Source organism: Stenotrophomonas sp. MYb238 (assembly GCF_009496535.1).
Lineage (GTDB): Bacteria > Pseudomonadota > Gammaproteobacteria > Xanthomonadales > Xanthomonadaceae > Stenotrophomonas.
The window spans coordinates 37,924-52,142 of sequence record NZ_WIDL01000001.1; the positions used below are offsets into that span (position 1 = coordinate 37,924).

The window sequence follows — 14,219 nt, forward strand, 5'->3', positions numbered from 1 at the left end:
GCGCAGTGTAGGGCGTCGCGACTGCTGCAACACCAGGCCTCACTGAAACGAATTAATGCCACACGCGAAACGATCGACGCTTCCCTGGACGATCACCGACGGCCGCGCCGGCAACGTGCGCCAGGCCGTGGCGTTGGCATCGGCGCTGCGCCTGGGCGGGCAGCAGCGGCTGCAGCTGGAGCCGCGCGCGCCGTGGCGCTGGCTGGCGCCGCGCACCCTGCCCGGCGCAGCGCACGGCTTCGGCGAGGCCTTCGAACGCCTGGCTACCGGGCCGGCACCGACGCTGGCGATCGGCTGTGGGCGCCAGGCGGCGGGCGCACTGCGCGTGCTGGGCCGGCAGGGCACGCGCACGGTGCAGATCCTCGACCCGCGCATCGGCGCCCGCCACTGGGACCTGGTGGTGGTGCCCGACCATGACCGCCTGCGCGGCGGCAACGTGCTGACTTTGCTGGGCAGCCTGAACCCGGTGACCGACGACTGGCTGGCCTGCGGCCGCGCCGCCTTCGCCAGCTTCGAGCAGCTGCCCGGTCCGCGCACCGCGCTGCTGGTCGGCGGCCCCACCGACCATGCCCCGTGGCAGCAGGACGAGCTCGTGCCGCTGCTGGCACGGCTGGCTGCGCGCATCCGTGCCGAGGGCGGCAGCGTGCTGGCGACCACCTCGCGGCGCACGCCGCGTCCGGTGACGCAGGCGCTGCTGCGCGCCTTCGACGACGTGCCCGGGGTGATCTGGAGCGACGGCGGCGACGGCAGCAACCCCTACGCCGGCCTGCTGGGCTGGGCCGACCGTGTGCTGTGCACGCCGGATTCGGTGAACCTGCTGTCCGAGGCCTGCGCCACCCGCGTGCCGGTGGGCGTGTTGCTCGGCCACCGCGCGCAGGCGCGCATGCTGCATTTCCAGCGCGCCCTGCGCGAGCGCGGGCGCCTGCGCGACGGACTGGACGCGCTGGAAGCCGCCCCGCAACAGGCCATCGAACCGCTGCGCGAGACCCCGCGCATCGCCGCCGAAGTGAAGGCCCGGCTCGGCCTGTAACCCTTCTTTACGACGCCCCTGCAAGGATGCGCCCCCGATGAACCGCCTTTCCCCAACATTGCTGGCGCTGTGCCTGACCTTCCTGGCGCCGGCCGCGATCGCCCAGCAGCCGTCCTGCGCCCCGCGCTACCCGCCGCCGACCACGATGGCCGCCATGTTCGACATGGCCGCTGTCACCGCCGACACCCTCGACGCGCTGCCCGACGTGGACGTGGTCATCGCCGCCCGCGGCGGCCAGGACCTGAGCAGATACGGGCTGCGTCACAGCCACCTGGCCTTCCTGCGGCGCGACGAGGCCGGCCGCTGGGAGGTGCTGCACCTGCTCAACCGCTGCAAGGGCAGCACCTCGGCGCTGTATCGCGAGGGCCTGGTGAATCTGCTCGGCGAAAGCGCCATCCGCACCGACCTGCGCGTGGGCATTCCCACGCCCGCCGTGCGGGTGGCGCTCAAGCGGCTGCTGGGCGGCGACGCCGCACCGGCCCGCGCCCTGCACCAGCCGCGCTACAGCATGCTGGCCTATCCCGGCAGCAGCGAATACCAGAATTCCAACCAGTGGATCCTGGAAGTGACCGCCGCCGCGATGGCGCAGGCCGACGACGGCACCACGCTGGGCGACCGCGAGACGGCGCGCGAGTGGCTGCAGCGCAACGGCTACAGCCCCGCGCGCCTGCACATCGGCCTGGGCAAGCGGCTGGGCGCACGGTTTTTCGCCGACAACGTGGCCGTCACCGACCACCCGGCCAGCGAACGCATTTCCGGCAACTATTCGGTGGTGACGGTCGAATCGATCTTCGATTTCCTGCACCGCCGCGGCGCGCTGGAGCGCGAACTGAGCATCGCCCACCAGCCCGTTGCGGTACCCGCGACCGCCCCTTCTTCCCCATGAACACAGGAAAGCCCCCATGAAGCGACTGCTTGCCGCTACCGCCCTGAGCTGCACCCTGGCCCTGGTCCTGCCCGCCGCCCCGGTGCGCGCCGGCGACAACATGGACAACTCGGATGTCTCGATGCTGCTGTTCGGAGGCAGTGCGGTGATGGTGGTGTCCGGGCCGGTCTACCTGTCGGCGGCGGGCGTGAAGCGCGTGACCGAACTGTCCAGGGAGTCGAACGGACGCCGCGACGGCAAGCGCCGCATCAGCGCCGGTCCCCTGCCGGACATGCAGGTGAAGGAGATCGCCCAGACCGCCGACGGCGGCCGCAGCGTGACGCTGCAGGATCCGCTCGATCCGGAAAACACCGCACGCCTGCAGTGGCCGCAGCGCGAGGACAATCCGGCCGCCAACTTCGTGCCCGGCCAGACGGTCGCCTTCACGCCCAGCCCCCGGGGCACGGGCTGGATGCTGCGCGCCGAGGACGGGGCGGTGCTGACCTTCGTGCCGACCATCGAAGCGGCCGACGACAGCCACACCTCGACGCTGTAAGCGCCGGGGCCGTCCGTTCCGTACTTCTGCCACCTCCGGGCCGGGTCGAGCACCTGCGGTGAAGGGCGGTAAAGGCCGGGCCGGTACAATGCCGGTCCGCGGTTCCCGCCCGAGCCGCCCCCCTTCCCCTGTCTTCAGCGGCCACGCCCTCCGGGCGCAGCCGCCTGCTGTCCGTCCGCCGCCATGTCCCCCGATTCCCCGATCCGCTTCGCCCCGCTCACTCCGCTGTCGCTGCTGCTGGCCGTGCTGGCCATGGGCACGGTGGTGCTCGGCTCGAACGTGCTGGTGCAGTACCCGATCAACGACTGGCTGACCTGGGGCGCCTTCAGCTACCCGGTCGCGTTCCTGGTCAGCAACCTGATCAACCGCCGCTTCGGTCCGCAGGCCGCCCGGCGCGTGGCCTGGGCCGGTTTCGCGGTGGCCGTGGTGCTGTCGGTATGGGTCGCCACCCCGCGCATCGCGATCGCCTCGTGCATGGCCTTCATCTGCGCGCAGCTGCTGGACATCACCGTGTTCGACCGGCTGCGCAGCGGCAACTGGTGGCGCGCGCCGTCGGTGGCCACCACCTGCAGCGCGACGCTGGATACGGCGATCTTCTGGTCGATCGCCTTCGCTGGCTCGTCGCTGCCGTGGGTCAGCTGGGCAGTAGGCGACTGGGGGGTGAAGCTGGGCATCGGCCTGTGCCTGCTGGCGCCGTTCCGCGCATTGCTGTGGAAGATGGCGCCGGCGCGGCCGTAAGCCTGCACTGTCGTAGGAGCGACTTCAGTCGCGATGGGGACTTCGCAGGAAAGCCCTTTCGCGACTGAAGTCGCTCCTACGGATGCAGGGGGATCTACAGGAACGCTGCGTGATACGCCTTATCGGCGCTCTCCCGGCTCGAACGGCAGGTCCTGCGCGATCGCCGCGGCGGTGATCGCCGCGCAGGCGGTTTCGATTTCCGTGGTGGGCACGGTGATGCGCGGGCGCCGGTCCAGCGTGCACGACAGGCCGGCGTCGAGCAGGGTGGCGTGGGCGTCGTGCAACGCGCTGGCGGTGTCGACCGGCAGCCAGCCGCTGGCGGCCAGGGCGTCGATCAGGCGCGGCGTGTCGCGCGGTCCGCACAGCGCCGGATCGCGCGCCGCACCAGCCAGCGCGCCGGTCTGCAGCAGGAATTCCAGGTCCACCAGCCCGCCGGCGCCCTGCTTGAGGTCCAGCCGCGCGGCATCGCTGCGGTCCAGTTCCGTGCGCATGCGCGCGCGCATCTTCAGCACGTCGCCGAACAAGGTCTCCGCATCGCGCGTGCGGCCCAGCGTGGCGGCGCGCACCTGCTCGAAATCGGCGAGCAGGCCGGCATCGCCGGCAACGCCGCGGGCGCGCACCAGCGCCTGGTGCTCCCAGGTCCAGGCGCGCTCGCGCTGGTAGTCGGTATAGCTGGCCAGCGAGGACACCAGCGCGCCCTTGCCGCCATCCGGACGCAGGCGCACGTCGATGTCGTACAGGCGCCCGGCGGCGGTGACCGCCGACAGCAGCGCCATCACCTTCTGCGCCAGCCGCGCGAACCAGCGGCTGCTCTCCAGCGGGCGCGTGCCATCGCTTTCTTCGGCCTCGCGCGGATGGTCGTACAGGAACACCAGGTCCAGGTCCGAGCCGAAGCCCAGTTCCAGCCCGCCCAGGCTGCCGTAGCCGATGATGGCGAAGCGCCCGCCCGGCACCTGCCCGTGCGCGGCCGCCAGGTCGGCGCGCACCATCGCCAGCACGGTGTCCACCACGGCGTCGGCCAGCTGCGCCAGCTGCCGCGTGCAGTCCACCGCGCGCTGGCGGCCATCGTGGAAGGCCAGCGCCATGCGGAAGCTCAGCGCCAGCCGCACTTCGTTGAGCGTGCGCAGCGCGGCCTCGGGATCGTCGATGGACAATGCCGCGGCGCAGGCGTCGCGCATCTCCTGCACGTCCGGCAGCGGGCCGGCCACGCGCGTGTCCAGCAGTTCGTCCAGCAGCAGCGGGAAGGCCACCAGCCGCTCGGACAGCAGCGCGCTGCGCGCCAGCACGTTGACCAGCCGGGTCAGCGCGCTGGGCTGTTCGTCCAGCAGCGCCAGGTAGCTGGTGCGGCGCAGGATCGCCTGCAGCAGGCCGAGCACGCGGCGCAGTGCGGCGTCGGGTTGCGGCGAACGCGTGGCGGCATGCAGCAGCGCCGGCAGCACCCGGTCCAGGCGCGCGCGCGCGGCATCGGACAACGACTTCACGCCCAGCGACTGCGCGAACTCACGCAGCGACTGGTCGGCGCCATTGGCATCGGCGAAACCGGCGTCGGCCAATACCGCCGCATCGCCGCCACCGGGCAGCACGCGCCAGTAGCTGGACAGGGCATCGGGCGCGGCCTGGCCGCGGCGCGGCGCGAGCAGCGCGGCGAACTCGGTGCCCACGCGCTGGCGCTGTTCGTCCAGCGCGGCCAGCAGGGCATCCCAGCCGGTGTACTCCAGACCCAGCGCGATGCGCGCGCGGTCATCCGCGTCGGCCGGCAGGCGATGGGTCTGCGCGTCGCGCAGCATCTGCAGGCGGTTCTCCAGCCGGCGCAGGAACCGGTAGGCCTCCACCAGCGTGGCGCCGTCGGCCGCGTCCATCTGCCCGGATTCCACCAGCGCCTGCAATGCCGGCAGCAGGCGCCGTTCGCGCAGCGACGGCTCGCGGCCGCCGCGGATCAGCTGCAGCGCCTGGGCGAGGAACTCGATCTCGCGGATGCCGCCCGGCCCGCGCTTGATGTCGTCGAAGCGGTCGCTGCGCGCGACTTCGGCGGTGATGGCCGCCTTCATCTCGCGCAGGCCGTCCAGCGCGGTGTAGTCCAGGTAGCGGCGGTAGACGAACGGGCGCAGCGTTTCCAGCCACGCCTCGCCGGCGGCGATGTCGCCGGCCACCGCGCGCGCCTTGATCCACGCATAACGCTCCCAGTCGCGGCCTTCGCGCTGGAAATACTGGTCCATGCCGGCGAAGGACAACGCCACCCGCCCGGCGCTGCCGAACGGGCGCAGGCGCAGGTCGACGCGATGGCAGAAGCCGTCGGCGGTGGTCTCGTCCAGCAGCCGCGCCAGGCGCTGGCCGAGCCGTGCGAAATATTCCTCGGCCGCCAGCGGCCGCGCGCCATCGGACTCGCCCGCCTGCGGGTAGGCGTAGACCAGGTCGATGTCGGAAGAGAAGTTCAGTTCGCCGCCGCCGAGTTTGCCCAGCCCGAACACCACCAGCCGCTGCACGCTGCCGTCCTCGGCGCGCACCACGCCGTGGCGCTGGGCGAATTCCTGCTCCAGCGCGGACAGCGCCAGCTGCAGGCAATCCTCGGCCAGCCGCGTGGCGCCGAGCAGGGTGGCATCCACGTCGTCCAGGCCGTTGACGTCGCGCCAGACCAGCCGCGTGGACGCGGCGGCGCGGTAGCGGCGCAGCTGCACCGGCCATGCGCTGGGCTGCAGCGGGTCCAGCGCCGGCAGCGGCAGAGGATCGCCCTGGGCTAGCAGCGCCAGCAGTTCCGGCTGCCGGCACAGGGTATCGACGGCGAAATCGCTGGCCAGCGCCAGACGGCGCAGGCCGGCCTCGAAGCCGGGCGACTGCGGCCATTGCGCCGGGTCCGGCGCGGCGAGCTTGAGGCGGGCGATGGCGCGGTCGAGCAGGGAGGCCAAGGGATCGGACATATCGGAGAGGGCGGCTGTCATGCCGCAATTCTGGCATTGCCCGCCCCCTGCCCCGCGATGCGGGGGTCGATGATGATCGATGTGATAGCATCACGCATCAATCATCAGCCATTCGGGAGAGCGCCATGCGCACCACCCTCGACATCGCCGACGACGTATTGTTCGCCGCCAAGGAGCTGGCCCGCCGCGAGAAAAAGCCGCTGGGCCAAGTCATCAGCGAACTGGCGCGCAAGGCCTTCGCCCAGCCTGACGGCCCGCTGGCCGCAACCCGCGTGGCCGAGCCCCTGGCGGCCTATGGCATCCATCCGTTGCCGCCGCGCGGCGCCGTCGTCAGCAACGAACTCATTGACCGCCTGCGCGACGAAGAAGGCATCTGATGCGCGCACTGCTCGACGTGAACGTGCTGATCGCCCTGCACGACAGCGACCACGTCCACCACCACCATGCCTCGGCATGGCTGCAGGCGCATATCGCGCATGGCTGGGCCAGCTGCCCGCTGACGCAGAACGGCTGCCTGCGCATCATGTCCCAGCCCGGCTATGCCCAGCCGCAGCCGCTCGGCGCCCTGGTGACGATGCTGCGCTGTTCCACTTCGACACGTTTCCATGAATTCTGGGCGGACGGCATCAGCCTGCTGGACGGCGCCCATTTCCACCATGCGCATATCCACAGCCCGCGGCAGCTGACCGACCTGTATCTGCTCGCACTGGCCATACACCACGGGGGGCGGCTGGTCACGTTCGACCGGCATATCGCCCTCAGTGCGGTTCCCGGAGCGCGGCCGGAGCATTTGGTGCTGCTGTAACGCCCCATTGCAGGCGACGCACCGAACACCGGTTGCGGTTCTGCGCACCTGCCGACAGCCCGAGGGTCATCGCCGTGAAGAACAGCGGCAAATAAAAAGCCCGCTGGCAGCGAACTGCCAGCGGGCTTTGCTCCCTCCCCCACGTCGGGATGCAGGGCGATCCTGCGGGGTCTGCGCGGAAGTTGCACGCTGCAGTGCAAAAAAAGCGCCGGGAGCGGTTTTTGACATCGCGCAGCGATGGCTCCGAGGGCAGCGGCCACGGACGGCGAATGCCAAACGATACCCGCCGGTTCAAAAGCTCCCTGGGCAGGACATTGCCATCCCACGAAGGTAGAACACCGCCCCCGGCCGCCATCCGGGATAATCGGCCATCCCTACGAGCAACGCCGCCCCATGTCTGTCGAACGCATCCTGGACCCGCGCCTGCGCGAGCGGGTCGTCTCCGCCGAACACGCCGCCACCCTGATCCAGCCCGGCGAGACCGTCGCCATGAGCGGCTTCACCGGTTCGGGTTACCCCAAGGCGGTGCCGCAGTTCCTGGCCCGGCGCATCGAACAGGCGCACGAGCGCGGGGAGGAGTTCCGCATCAACCTGCTCACCGGCGCCTCCACCGCGCCGGAGCTGGATGGCGCGCTGGCCAAGGTCGACGGCATCGCCATGCGCATGCCGTTCCAGAGCGACCCGGACGCGCGCGAGCGCATCAACGCCGGCAAGCTGGATTACCTGGACATCCACCTCTCGCATGTCGCCCAGCACGTCTGGTTCGGCTTCTACAACGAGATCGACACCGCGGTGATCGAGGTATCGGCCATCCAGGCCGACGGCACGCTGGTGCCGTCCACCTCGGTGGGCAACAACAAGACCTGGCTGGACCTGGCCAGGAAAGTGATCATCGAGGTCAACCAGTGGCAGCCGCTGGGCATGGACGGCATGCACGACGTCTACTACGGCACCGCGCTGCCGCCGCACCGCAAGCCCATTCCGCTGGTGCGCGGCGACGACCGCATCGGCCAGACCACGCTGCGCTGCGACCCGGACAAGATCGCCGCGGTGGTGCTCACCAACGCGCCGGACCGCAACAGCCCGTTCAACCCGCCCGACGCCGACAGCCAGCGCATCGCCGGGCACCTGATCGACTTCCTCAAGCACGAAGTGGCGCGCGGCCGCCTGCCGGCCAACCTGCTGCCGCTGCAGTCGGGCGTGGGCAACATCCCCAACGCGGTGCTGGCGGGGCTGGCCAGCAGCGGCTTCCGCGACCTGGAGGCCTTCACCGAGGTGATCCAGGACGGCATGCTCGACCTGCTGCGCGCCGGCGTGCTGCGCTACGCCTCCTGCACCGGCTTCGCGCTGAGCCCGGCCGCCACCGAGGAGTTCATGCGCGACATCGACTTCTACCGGCAGCGCATCATCATGCGGTCGCAGGAGGTCTCCAACCATCCGGAACTGGTGCGCAGGCTCGGCTGCATCGGCATGAACGGCATGATCGAGGCCGACATCTACGGCAACATCAATTCCACCCATGTCATGGGCAGCAGCATCATGAACGGCATCGGCGGTTCGGGCGATTTCGCCCGCAACGGCTTCCTGTCGATCTTCCTGAGCCCGTCCACCGCCAAGAACGGCACCATTTCGGCGATCGTGCCGATGGTCAGCCACGTCGACCACACCGAGCACGACGTGGCCGTGGTCGTCACCGAACAGGGCCTGGCCGACCTGCGCGGCCTGCCGCCGCGCGCCCGCGCGCGCACGCTGATCGACAACTGCGTGCACCCGGATTTCCGCGACCAGCTCGGCGACTACTTCGAGCGCGCCTGCCGCGACAGCTACGGCAAGCACACCCCGCATCTGCTGCCCGAAGCGCTGTCCTGGCACCAGCGCTGGCTGGATACCGGCACGATGAAGGCCTGAGGTTTTCCGCCGCCGCAACGCATGAAGCCCGGGAATCCCGGGCTTCATGCGTTTCCGGCGCAGGAATGGTCAGTCCGCGGTCTTGTCCTTCACCGTCGAGCCCGGGCCGTTGGCCCTGACGCTGTTGATGCCGGCTTCGCGCCCGGCCTGCGAGGCGTACATCTGGCTGCTGCCGATCACCTGGTGGTTGGCGGCCTTGAAATTGAAGTGATGGCGGCCGTCGCTGGCCGTCCTGCGCTCGTAGCGCGCGTCGTCGGGACTGTTCGCGCGTACCGAGGCGATGCCGTTTTCCGCCGCCGCCCGCGTGGTGTAGCGCTCGCTGCTCAGGATGACCTCGGCATTGCCCGCCTTGAGCACGAAGTAGAACTGGTCGTCACTGCTTCGGTGCAACTCGAACCAACCATTCATCGCGTTTTCCCCCGCTGCTGAGAGTGCCGGCATGCGGCCGGCGGCTCCTGCCGCTGCCGCCACGCTCCGGACGGAGGCCCGGAAACCGGGCCGCTGGGCCGCGCAGCCGCCGCGGCCATGCCCGGAATCTACCTCATTGGCCGCCGTGTTCCAGCCAGGCCAGCTTGCGGTCGCGGGGTTGCCGCTTCAGCTGCCACTCGGCGCGCGAGGCGGCGGCGCGGTCGGCGTACTCGCGAAAGCCGAGGATGCGCAGCGGCGGATGCGCGCGCGTATAGCGCGCGCCCTTGCCCGCCGCATGGACCTGGAAGCGGGCCTGCACGTCGGTGGTGATGCCGGCGTAGTAGCTGCCGCCGCTGCATTCGAGCAGGTACAGGAACCAGGCGCCGGCAGCCACGCTACGACCGCTCGCGGTTTACAGGCTGGCAGCGTCGGCGATCTTGCACATGCCCTCGCCTACCGCCTTGTTCGAGGTCATCTGCCCGCCCTTGATGCTGAAACGCACTTCCACGCGGATACTGCCGTCGTCCTGGCGGCGCACGGTGGTGCGCAGCGGCACGGTCGAACCGCCGCCACCGCGCACCGGATTCTCGGCGGCGATGTAGCCGGTGCGCTCGTTCGGCGAGACCGACACCATGCCCTCGGCCTCGATCGCGGCGACGGTCTTGCGGAACGCTTCGGCGTAGCTCACGCCTTCGTGGTCGGTCGAAGCCAGGAACTGCTTGCCCGAGGCGAAGCCACCGGTCACCGAAAGATTCTGCAGGCAGCCACTGCCCGAGTCCTGGACCGGCTTCTTGGCCATCGCCAGCGCCGGCACCAGCATCAACGCCATCGCAACGGTGCAACTGAGGGTACGCATCACTTCCTTCTCCCTGGCACGGTGATCCATCGGCTTCCTGCCTGGCGGGACGCGCCCTTCCCCACATAGCAGGCGGGAGGCCTGCCGCCTCCCGCCGCGTAAGCTACTTGGACTGGCCAATGCATGCCAGTGCAGGCGTCACATCCGATCAGGCGGCCGCTTCCAGCCGCGCGCGGCGACGCACGCGCACCGCTTCGGCCAGGCGTTCGAGCACCTGCACGGTGCTGTCCCAATCGATGCAGCCGTCGGTGATGCTCTGGCCGTAGACCAGCGGCTGGCCCTCGACCAGGTCCTGGCGGCCGCCGACGAGATGGCTTTCGATCATCACCCCGACCACGCGCGACTCGCCCGCCTCCAGCTGCCCGGCGATGTCATCGATCACCTGCGGCTGGTTCTCCGGCTTCTTGCTGCTGTTGGCGTGGCTGGCGTCGATCATCAGCCGCGCCGGCAGCTGCGACTTGCCCAGCACCTCGCTGGCCGCCTGCACGCTGGCCGCGTCGAAGTTGGGCAGCTTGCCGCCACGCAGGATGACGTGGCAGTCCGGGTTGCCGCGGGTGGCGACGATGGCGGTGCCGCCCTCCTTGGTGACCGACAGGAAATGATGCGGATGCGAGGCCGCACCCACCGCGTCGGCGGCGATCTTCACATCGCCCGTGGTGCCGTTCTTGAAGCCCACCGGGCACGACAGCCCGGAGGCCAGTTCGCGGTGCACCTGGCTTTCGGTGGTGCGCGCGCCGATCGCCCCCCACGCCACCAGGTCGGCGATGTACTGCGGCGAGATCACGTCGAGGAATTCCACGCCGGCCGGCAGGCCCAGTTTGTTGATGTCGCGCAGCAGGCCGCGCGCCACGCGCAGGCCCTTGTTGATGTTGAAGCTGCCGTCCAGGTCCGGATCGTTGATCAGCCCCTTCCAGCCCACGGTGGTGCGTGGCTTCTCGAAGTACACGCGCATGACGATTTCGAGTTCGCCGCCGAGCGCGTCGCGCAGCGGGCGCAGGCGCTGGGCGTAGTCCATCGCCGCCGACGGATCGTGGATCGAGCAGGGGCCGACCACCACCGCCAGGCGGTCGTCCTCACCGTGCAGGATGCAGTGCAGCGCAGCGCGCGCGTCGGCCACCGTCTGCGAGGCCTCCTCGTCGCAGGGCAGCAGCGAGATCAGGTGGGCCGGCGGGGTCAGCGGGTCGAGCCTGCGGATGCGAAGGTCGTCGGTGTGCGGGGGCATTGCGGGGATCTCCGGTTCAAGCGTGATGGGGTTGCCCCCAGCGGAAGGCGGCATTAAAAAAGCCGCCAGGTTCGCTGGCGGCTTTTCGGGAATGCGTCTGAAAGTTTCTTCAGGGTGAGCGCAGTCCTTCCTCCGCCAGCGGCTTCGGAAAGTAGTACCAAAAGTAAAAGCTGGCGCGGGCTGCGTTCATGGGTTGCATTGATAACACGGTTTTTTGTGCAGCGCGACAGTTTCAAGCGCAACCGGGATTCACCGCCGCCGCGTGATACTTGCCCGCATCGCCACCTCGACGCCCGTGCGAGATCCCGTATGAACACCGACGACCTGCTGCAGATCGCCTGCCCGCACTGCAACGCCATCAACCGGGTGCCGGCCGCGCGGCTGGGCCAGTCGCCCGCCTGCGGGCGCTGCCATCGGCCGCTGTTCGCCGCCGCGCCGATCACGCTCGATGCCGCCGCATTCGACGCCCACGCGCAGCGTTCGCAGCTGCCGCTGCTGATCGACTTCTGGGCGGCCTGGTGCGGCCCCTGCCGGCAGATGGCGCCGGAGTTCACCAGGGCGGCCGCGCAGTTGGAACCGTACGTACGCCTGGGCAAGCTCGATACCGAGGCCGAACCGGCCCTGGCCACGCGCTTCGGCATCCGCAGCATCCCGACGATGGTGCTGCTGCGGGACGGGCGCGAGCTCGCGCGCCAGTCCGGCGCCATGCCGGCCGCCGCCATCGTGCAATGGGTGCGCCAGCACCTGCCGCACTGACCTTCGCACGAGGGCATGACGGAAAAACAGAGACCCCGCCTCGCGGCGGGGTCTCTGCGTGCAACAGGCAGCGGCGAGGCTGCGGCGGACTTAGAAGTCCATGCCGCCCATGCCACCCATACCGCCCATGCCACCGGCGGCGCCGGCCGGCTCGTCCTTCTTCGGGGCCTCGGCCACCATCGCTTCGGTGGTGATCATCAGCCCGGCGATCGACGCGGCGTTCTGCAGCGCCGAACGGGTCACCTTGGTCGGGTCCAGGATGCCGAACTGCAGCATGTCGCCGAATTCGCCGGAGGCCGCGTTGTAGCCGAAGCTGCCGGTGCCTTCCTTGACCTTGTTGATGATGACCGACGGCTCTTCACCGGCGTTGGCGACGATCTCGCGCAGCGGGGCTTCCATCGCGCGCAGGGCGATCTGAATGCCGTGGTTCTGGTCTTCGTTGGCGCCCTTCAGGCCGGCCAGCGCGGTGACCGCACGGACCAGGGCCACGCCGCCGCCCGGAACCACGCCTTCCTCGACGGCCGCACGGGTGGCGTGCAGGGCGTCGTCGACGCGGTCCTTCTTTTCCTTCATCTCGATTTCGGTCGAAGCGCCGACCTTGATCACGGCAACGCCGCCGGCCAGCTTGGCCACGCGTTCCTGCAGCTTCTCGCGGTCGTAGTCCGACGAGGTGTCCTGGATCTGGGTCTTGATCTGCGCCACGCGGCCTTCGACGTTGGCCTTCTCGCCCATGCCGTCGATGATGGTGGTGTTCTCCTTGGAGACCTGCACCTTCTTGGCGCGGCCCAGGTCCTTGATGGTGGCCTTTTCCAGCGACAGGCCAACTTCCTCGGAGATCACGGTGCCGCCGGTCAGGATGGCCATGTCTTCCAGCATCGCCTTGCGGCGGTCGCCGAAGCCCGGCGCCTTGACGGCCACGACCTTGACGATGCCGCGGATGGTGTTGACCACCAGGGTCGCCAGCGCTTCGCCTTCGATGTCCTCGGCCACGATCAGCAGCGGCTTGCCGGCCTTGGCGACGCCTTCCAGCACCGGCAGCAGGTCGCGGACGTTGGAGATCTTCTTGTCGTGCAGCAGGATGAACGGGTCGTCCAGGTCGGCCGACTGCGCCTGCTGGTTGTTGATGAAGTATGGCGACAGGTAGCCGCGGTCGAACTGCATGCCCTTGACCACGTCCAGCTCGTTGTCCAGGCCCGAGCCTTCCTCGACGGTGATCACGCCTTCCTTGCCGACTTCCTTCATCGCATCGGCGATGATCTGGCCGATCGACTCGTCCGAGTTGGCCGAGATGGTGCCGACCTGGGCGATGGCCTTGTCGTCGGCGGTGGGCTTGGAGATGTTCTTCAGCTCGACGACGGCGGCCACGACGGCCTTGTCGATGCCGCGCTTGAGGTCCATCGGGTTCATGCCGGCGGCCACGGCCTTGGCGCCTTCGCGGATCAGGGCCTGGGCCAGCACGGTGGCGGTGGTGGTGCCGTCGCCGGCGTCGTCGTTGGTGCGGGAAGCGACTTCCTTCACCATCTGCGCGCCCATGTTCTCGAACTTGTCGGCCAGTTCGATTTCCTTGGCGACGGACACGCCGTCCTTGGTGATGGTCGGGGCGCCGAAGCTCTTCTCGAGCACGACGTTGCGGCCCTTCGGGCCCAGGGTGGCCTTGACGGCATTGGCGAGAACGTTGACGCCGCGCACCATGCGCGAACGGGCGTCTTCACCGAAACGGATATCCTTGGCAGCCATTGCTATACCTCAGTGGATCAGGGGTGTAAGGGGTCTTGAGAGTCGTTCGGGAACGCGGCTCAGCCGATGACGGCGAGCACGTCGTCCTCGCGCAGCACTTTGTACTCGACGCCGTCGGCCTTGTAGGTCGAACCGGCGTACTGGCCGTAGATGACCTTGTCGCCGACCTTCAGCGCCGGGGCGCGGACGCTGCCGTTGTCCAGCGGCTTGCCGGGGCCGACGGCCACGACTTCGCCCTTGGTGGACTTTTCCTTGGCCGAATCGGGGATCAGGATGCCACCGGCAGAGACTTCCTCGGCTTCGATGGGCTTGACCACGACGCGGTCGTGCAGCGGCTTGATGCTCATGTGAGACCTCTTAAGTTGTTGATTGGTCTGGAAAGTCCGGCGGTTGCCACCCCTGCTTCCGGCAATGGCGGCACCA

The 14,219-nt window shown here is 69.5% G+C and carries 15 protein-coding genes; 8 read left to right on the forward strand and 7 right to left on the reverse strand.

Features of this window, described 5'->3' with window-relative positions:
- The first annotated feature begins 55 nt into the window (after positions 1-55).
- From CQ393_RS00205 to CQ393_RS00220, 4 genes are all read left to right on the forward strand, one after another.
- On the forward strand, positions 56-1,030 hold the full coding sequence (locus CQ393_RS00205; RefSeq protein WP_153189616.1) for a mitochondrial fission ELM1 family protein: 975 nt from the start codon (positions 56-58) through the stop codon (positions 1,028-1,030).
- A gap of 37 nt (positions 1,031-1,067) precedes the next feature.
- Positions 1,068-1,916: a DUF2145 domain-containing protein gene (locus CQ393_RS00210; protein WP_153189617.1), complete on the forward strand. Its 849-nt coding sequence runs from the start codon at positions 1,068-1,070 to the stop codon at positions 1,914-1,916.
- Positions 1,917-1,932: 16 nt separating this feature from the next.
- Positions 1,933-2,451, forward strand: a complete 519-nt coding sequence (locus CQ393_RS00215) for a hypothetical protein (RefSeq protein ID WP_153189618.1) — start codon at positions 1,933-1,935, stop codon at positions 2,449-2,451.
- A gap of 183 nt (positions 2,452-2,634) precedes the next feature.
- Complete coding sequence (locus CQ393_RS00220; protein ID WP_153189619.1) at positions 2,635-3,189, forward strand: queuosine precursor transporter; 555 nt, start codon at positions 2,635-2,637, stop codon at positions 3,187-3,189.
- A 119-nt stretch (positions 3,190-3,308) separates the two neighbouring features.
- On the opposite strand, the gene glnE is transcribed toward CQ393_RS00220, so the two are convergent.
- Entirely contained in the window at positions 3,309-6,125 is a 2,817-nt protein-coding gene (gene glnE / locus CQ393_RS00225) for a bifunctional [glutamate--ammonia ligase]-adenylyl-L-tyrosine phosphorylase/[glutamate--ammonia-ligase] adenylyltransferase (protein ID WP_153189620.1), read from the reverse strand.
- A gap of 104 nt (positions 6,126-6,229) precedes the next feature.
- Between glnE and CQ393_RS00230 the strand changes: the two genes are divergently transcribed.
- From CQ393_RS00230 to CQ393_RS00240, 3 genes are all read left to right on the forward strand, one after another.
- Positions 6,230-6,481 (forward strand): antitoxin, encoded by a 252-nt coding sequence (locus CQ393_RS00230; protein WP_153189621.1) that lies wholly within the window; start codon positions 6,230-6,232, stop codon positions 6,479-6,481.
- Positions 6,481-6,909, forward strand: a complete 429-nt coding sequence (locus tag CQ393_RS00235) for a TA system VapC family ribonuclease toxin (RefSeq protein WP_153189622.1) — start codon at positions 6,481-6,483, stop codon at positions 6,907-6,909. Before CQ393_RS00230 ends, CQ393_RS00235 begins: the two co-directional genes overlap by 1 nt.
- Positions 6,910-7,302: 393 nt before the next feature.
- The gene (locus CQ393_RS00240; protein ID WP_153189623.1) at positions 7,303-8,817 is read left to right on the forward strand and encodes an acetyl-CoA hydrolase/transferase family protein; all 1,515 of its coding nucleotides are present in this window, start codon (positions 7,303-7,305) and stop codon (positions 8,815-8,817) included.
- A gap of 69 nt (positions 8,818-8,886) precedes the next feature.
- Here CQ393_RS00240 and CQ393_RS00245 read toward each other — a convergent pair whose 3' ends face one another.
- The 4 genes from CQ393_RS00245 to CQ393_RS00260 form a co-directional block, all read right to left on the reverse strand.
- A complete protein-coding gene (locus CQ393_RS00245; protein ID WP_153189624.1) occupies positions 8,887-9,225 on the reverse strand; it encodes a YegP family protein in 339 nt (112 codons plus the stop codon).
- 133 nt (positions 9,226-9,358) lie between these two features.
- Entirely contained in the window at positions 9,359-9,619 is a 261-nt protein-coding gene (locus CQ393_RS00250) for a GIY-YIG nuclease family protein (protein WP_343199420.1), read from the reverse strand.
- An 18-nt stretch (positions 9,620-9,637) separates the two neighbouring features.
- Positions 9,638-10,081, reverse strand: coding sequence for a hypothetical protein (locus CQ393_RS00255; protein WP_153189625.1), 444 nt, complete (start codon positions 10,079-10,081; stop codon positions 9,638-9,640).
- 148 nt (positions 10,082-10,229) lie between these two features.
- Positions 10,230-11,303 (reverse strand): 3-deoxy-7-phosphoheptulonate synthase, encoded by a 1,074-nt coding sequence (locus CQ393_RS00260; RefSeq protein ID WP_153189626.1) that lies wholly within the window; start codon positions 11,301-11,303, stop codon positions 10,230-10,232.
- A 309-nt stretch (positions 11,304-11,612) separates the two neighbouring features.
- Here CQ393_RS00260 and trxC point away from each other — a divergent pair, with 309 nt between their 5' ends.
- Positions 11,613-12,059, forward strand: coding sequence for a thioredoxin TrxC (trxC, locus tag CQ393_RS00265; RefSeq protein ID WP_153189627.1), 447 nt, complete (start codon positions 11,613-11,615; stop codon positions 12,057-12,059).
- A 90-nt stretch (positions 12,060-12,149) separates the two neighbouring features.
- On the opposite strand, the gene groL is transcribed toward trxC, so the two are convergent.
- Entirely contained in the window at positions 12,150-13,796 is a 1,647-nt protein-coding gene (groL, locus tag CQ393_RS00270; protein ID WP_153189628.1) for a chaperonin GroEL, read from the reverse strand.
- A gap of 59 nt (positions 13,797-13,855) precedes the next feature.
- Positions 13,856-14,143 carry a co-chaperone GroES gene (locus CQ393_RS00275; protein ID WP_104939694.1) on the reverse strand — a complete coding sequence of 96 codons (288 nt, stop codon included), beginning with the start codon at positions 14,141-14,143 and terminating at the stop codon, positions 13,856-13,858.
- Positions 14,144-14,219 lie beyond the last annotated feature (76 nt).

Excerpts from the sequence above, each read along its gene's own strand:
- CQ393_RS00205 (WP_153189616.1), top strand. The coding sequence starts at position 56 with ATGCCACACGCGAAACGATCGACGCTTCCCTGGACGATCACCGACGGC.
- CQ393_RS00210 (WP_153189617.1), top strand. The coding sequence starts at position 1,068 with ATGAACCGCCTTTCCCCAACATTGCTGGCGCTGTGCCTGACCTTCCTG.
- CQ393_RS00215 (WP_153189618.1), top strand. The coding sequence starts at position 1,933 with ATGAAGCGACTGCTTGCCGCTACCGCCCTGAGCTGCACCCTGGCCCTG.
- CQ393_RS00220 (WP_153189619.1), top strand. The coding sequence starts at position 2,635 with ATGTCCCCCGATTCCCCGATCCGCTTCGCCCCGCTCACTCCGCTGTCG.
- glnE (WP_153189620.1), bottom strand. The coding sequence starts at position 6,125 with ATGACAGCCGCCCTCTCCGATATGTCCGATCCCTTGGCCTCCCTGCTC.
- CQ393_RS00230 (WP_153189621.1), top strand. The coding sequence starts at position 6,230 with ATGCGCACCACCCTCGACATCGCCGACGACGTATTGTTCGCCGCCAAG.
- CQ393_RS00235 (WP_153189622.1), top strand. The coding sequence starts at position 6,481 with ATGCGCGCACTGCTCGACGTGAACGTGCTGATCGCCCTGCACGACAGC.
- CQ393_RS00240 (WP_153189623.1), top strand. The coding sequence starts at position 7,303 with ATGTCTGTCGAACGCATCCTGGACCCGCGCCTGCGCGAGCGGGTCGTC.
- CQ393_RS00245 (WP_153189624.1), bottom strand. The coding sequence starts at position 9,225 with ATGAATGGTTGGTTCGAGTTGCACCGAAGCAGTGACGACCAGTTCTAC.
- CQ393_RS00255 (WP_153189625.1), bottom strand. The coding sequence starts at position 10,081 with ATGCGTACCCTCAGTTGCACCGTTGCGATGGCGTTGATGCTGGTGCCG.
- CQ393_RS00260 (WP_153189626.1), bottom strand. The coding sequence starts at position 11,303 with ATGCCCCCGCACACCGACGACCTTCGCATCCGCAGGCTCGACCCGCTG.
- trxC (WP_153189627.1), top strand. The coding sequence starts at position 11,613 with ATGAACACCGACGACCTGCTGCAGATCGCCTGCCCGCACTGCAACGCC.
- groL (WP_153189628.1), bottom strand. The coding sequence starts at position 13,796 with ATGGCTGCCAAGGATATCCGTTTCGGTGAAGACGCCCGTTCGCGCATG.
- CQ393_RS00275 (WP_104939694.1), bottom strand. The coding sequence starts at position 14,143 with ATGAGCATCAAGCCGCTGCACGACCGCGTCGTGGTCAAGCCCATCGAA.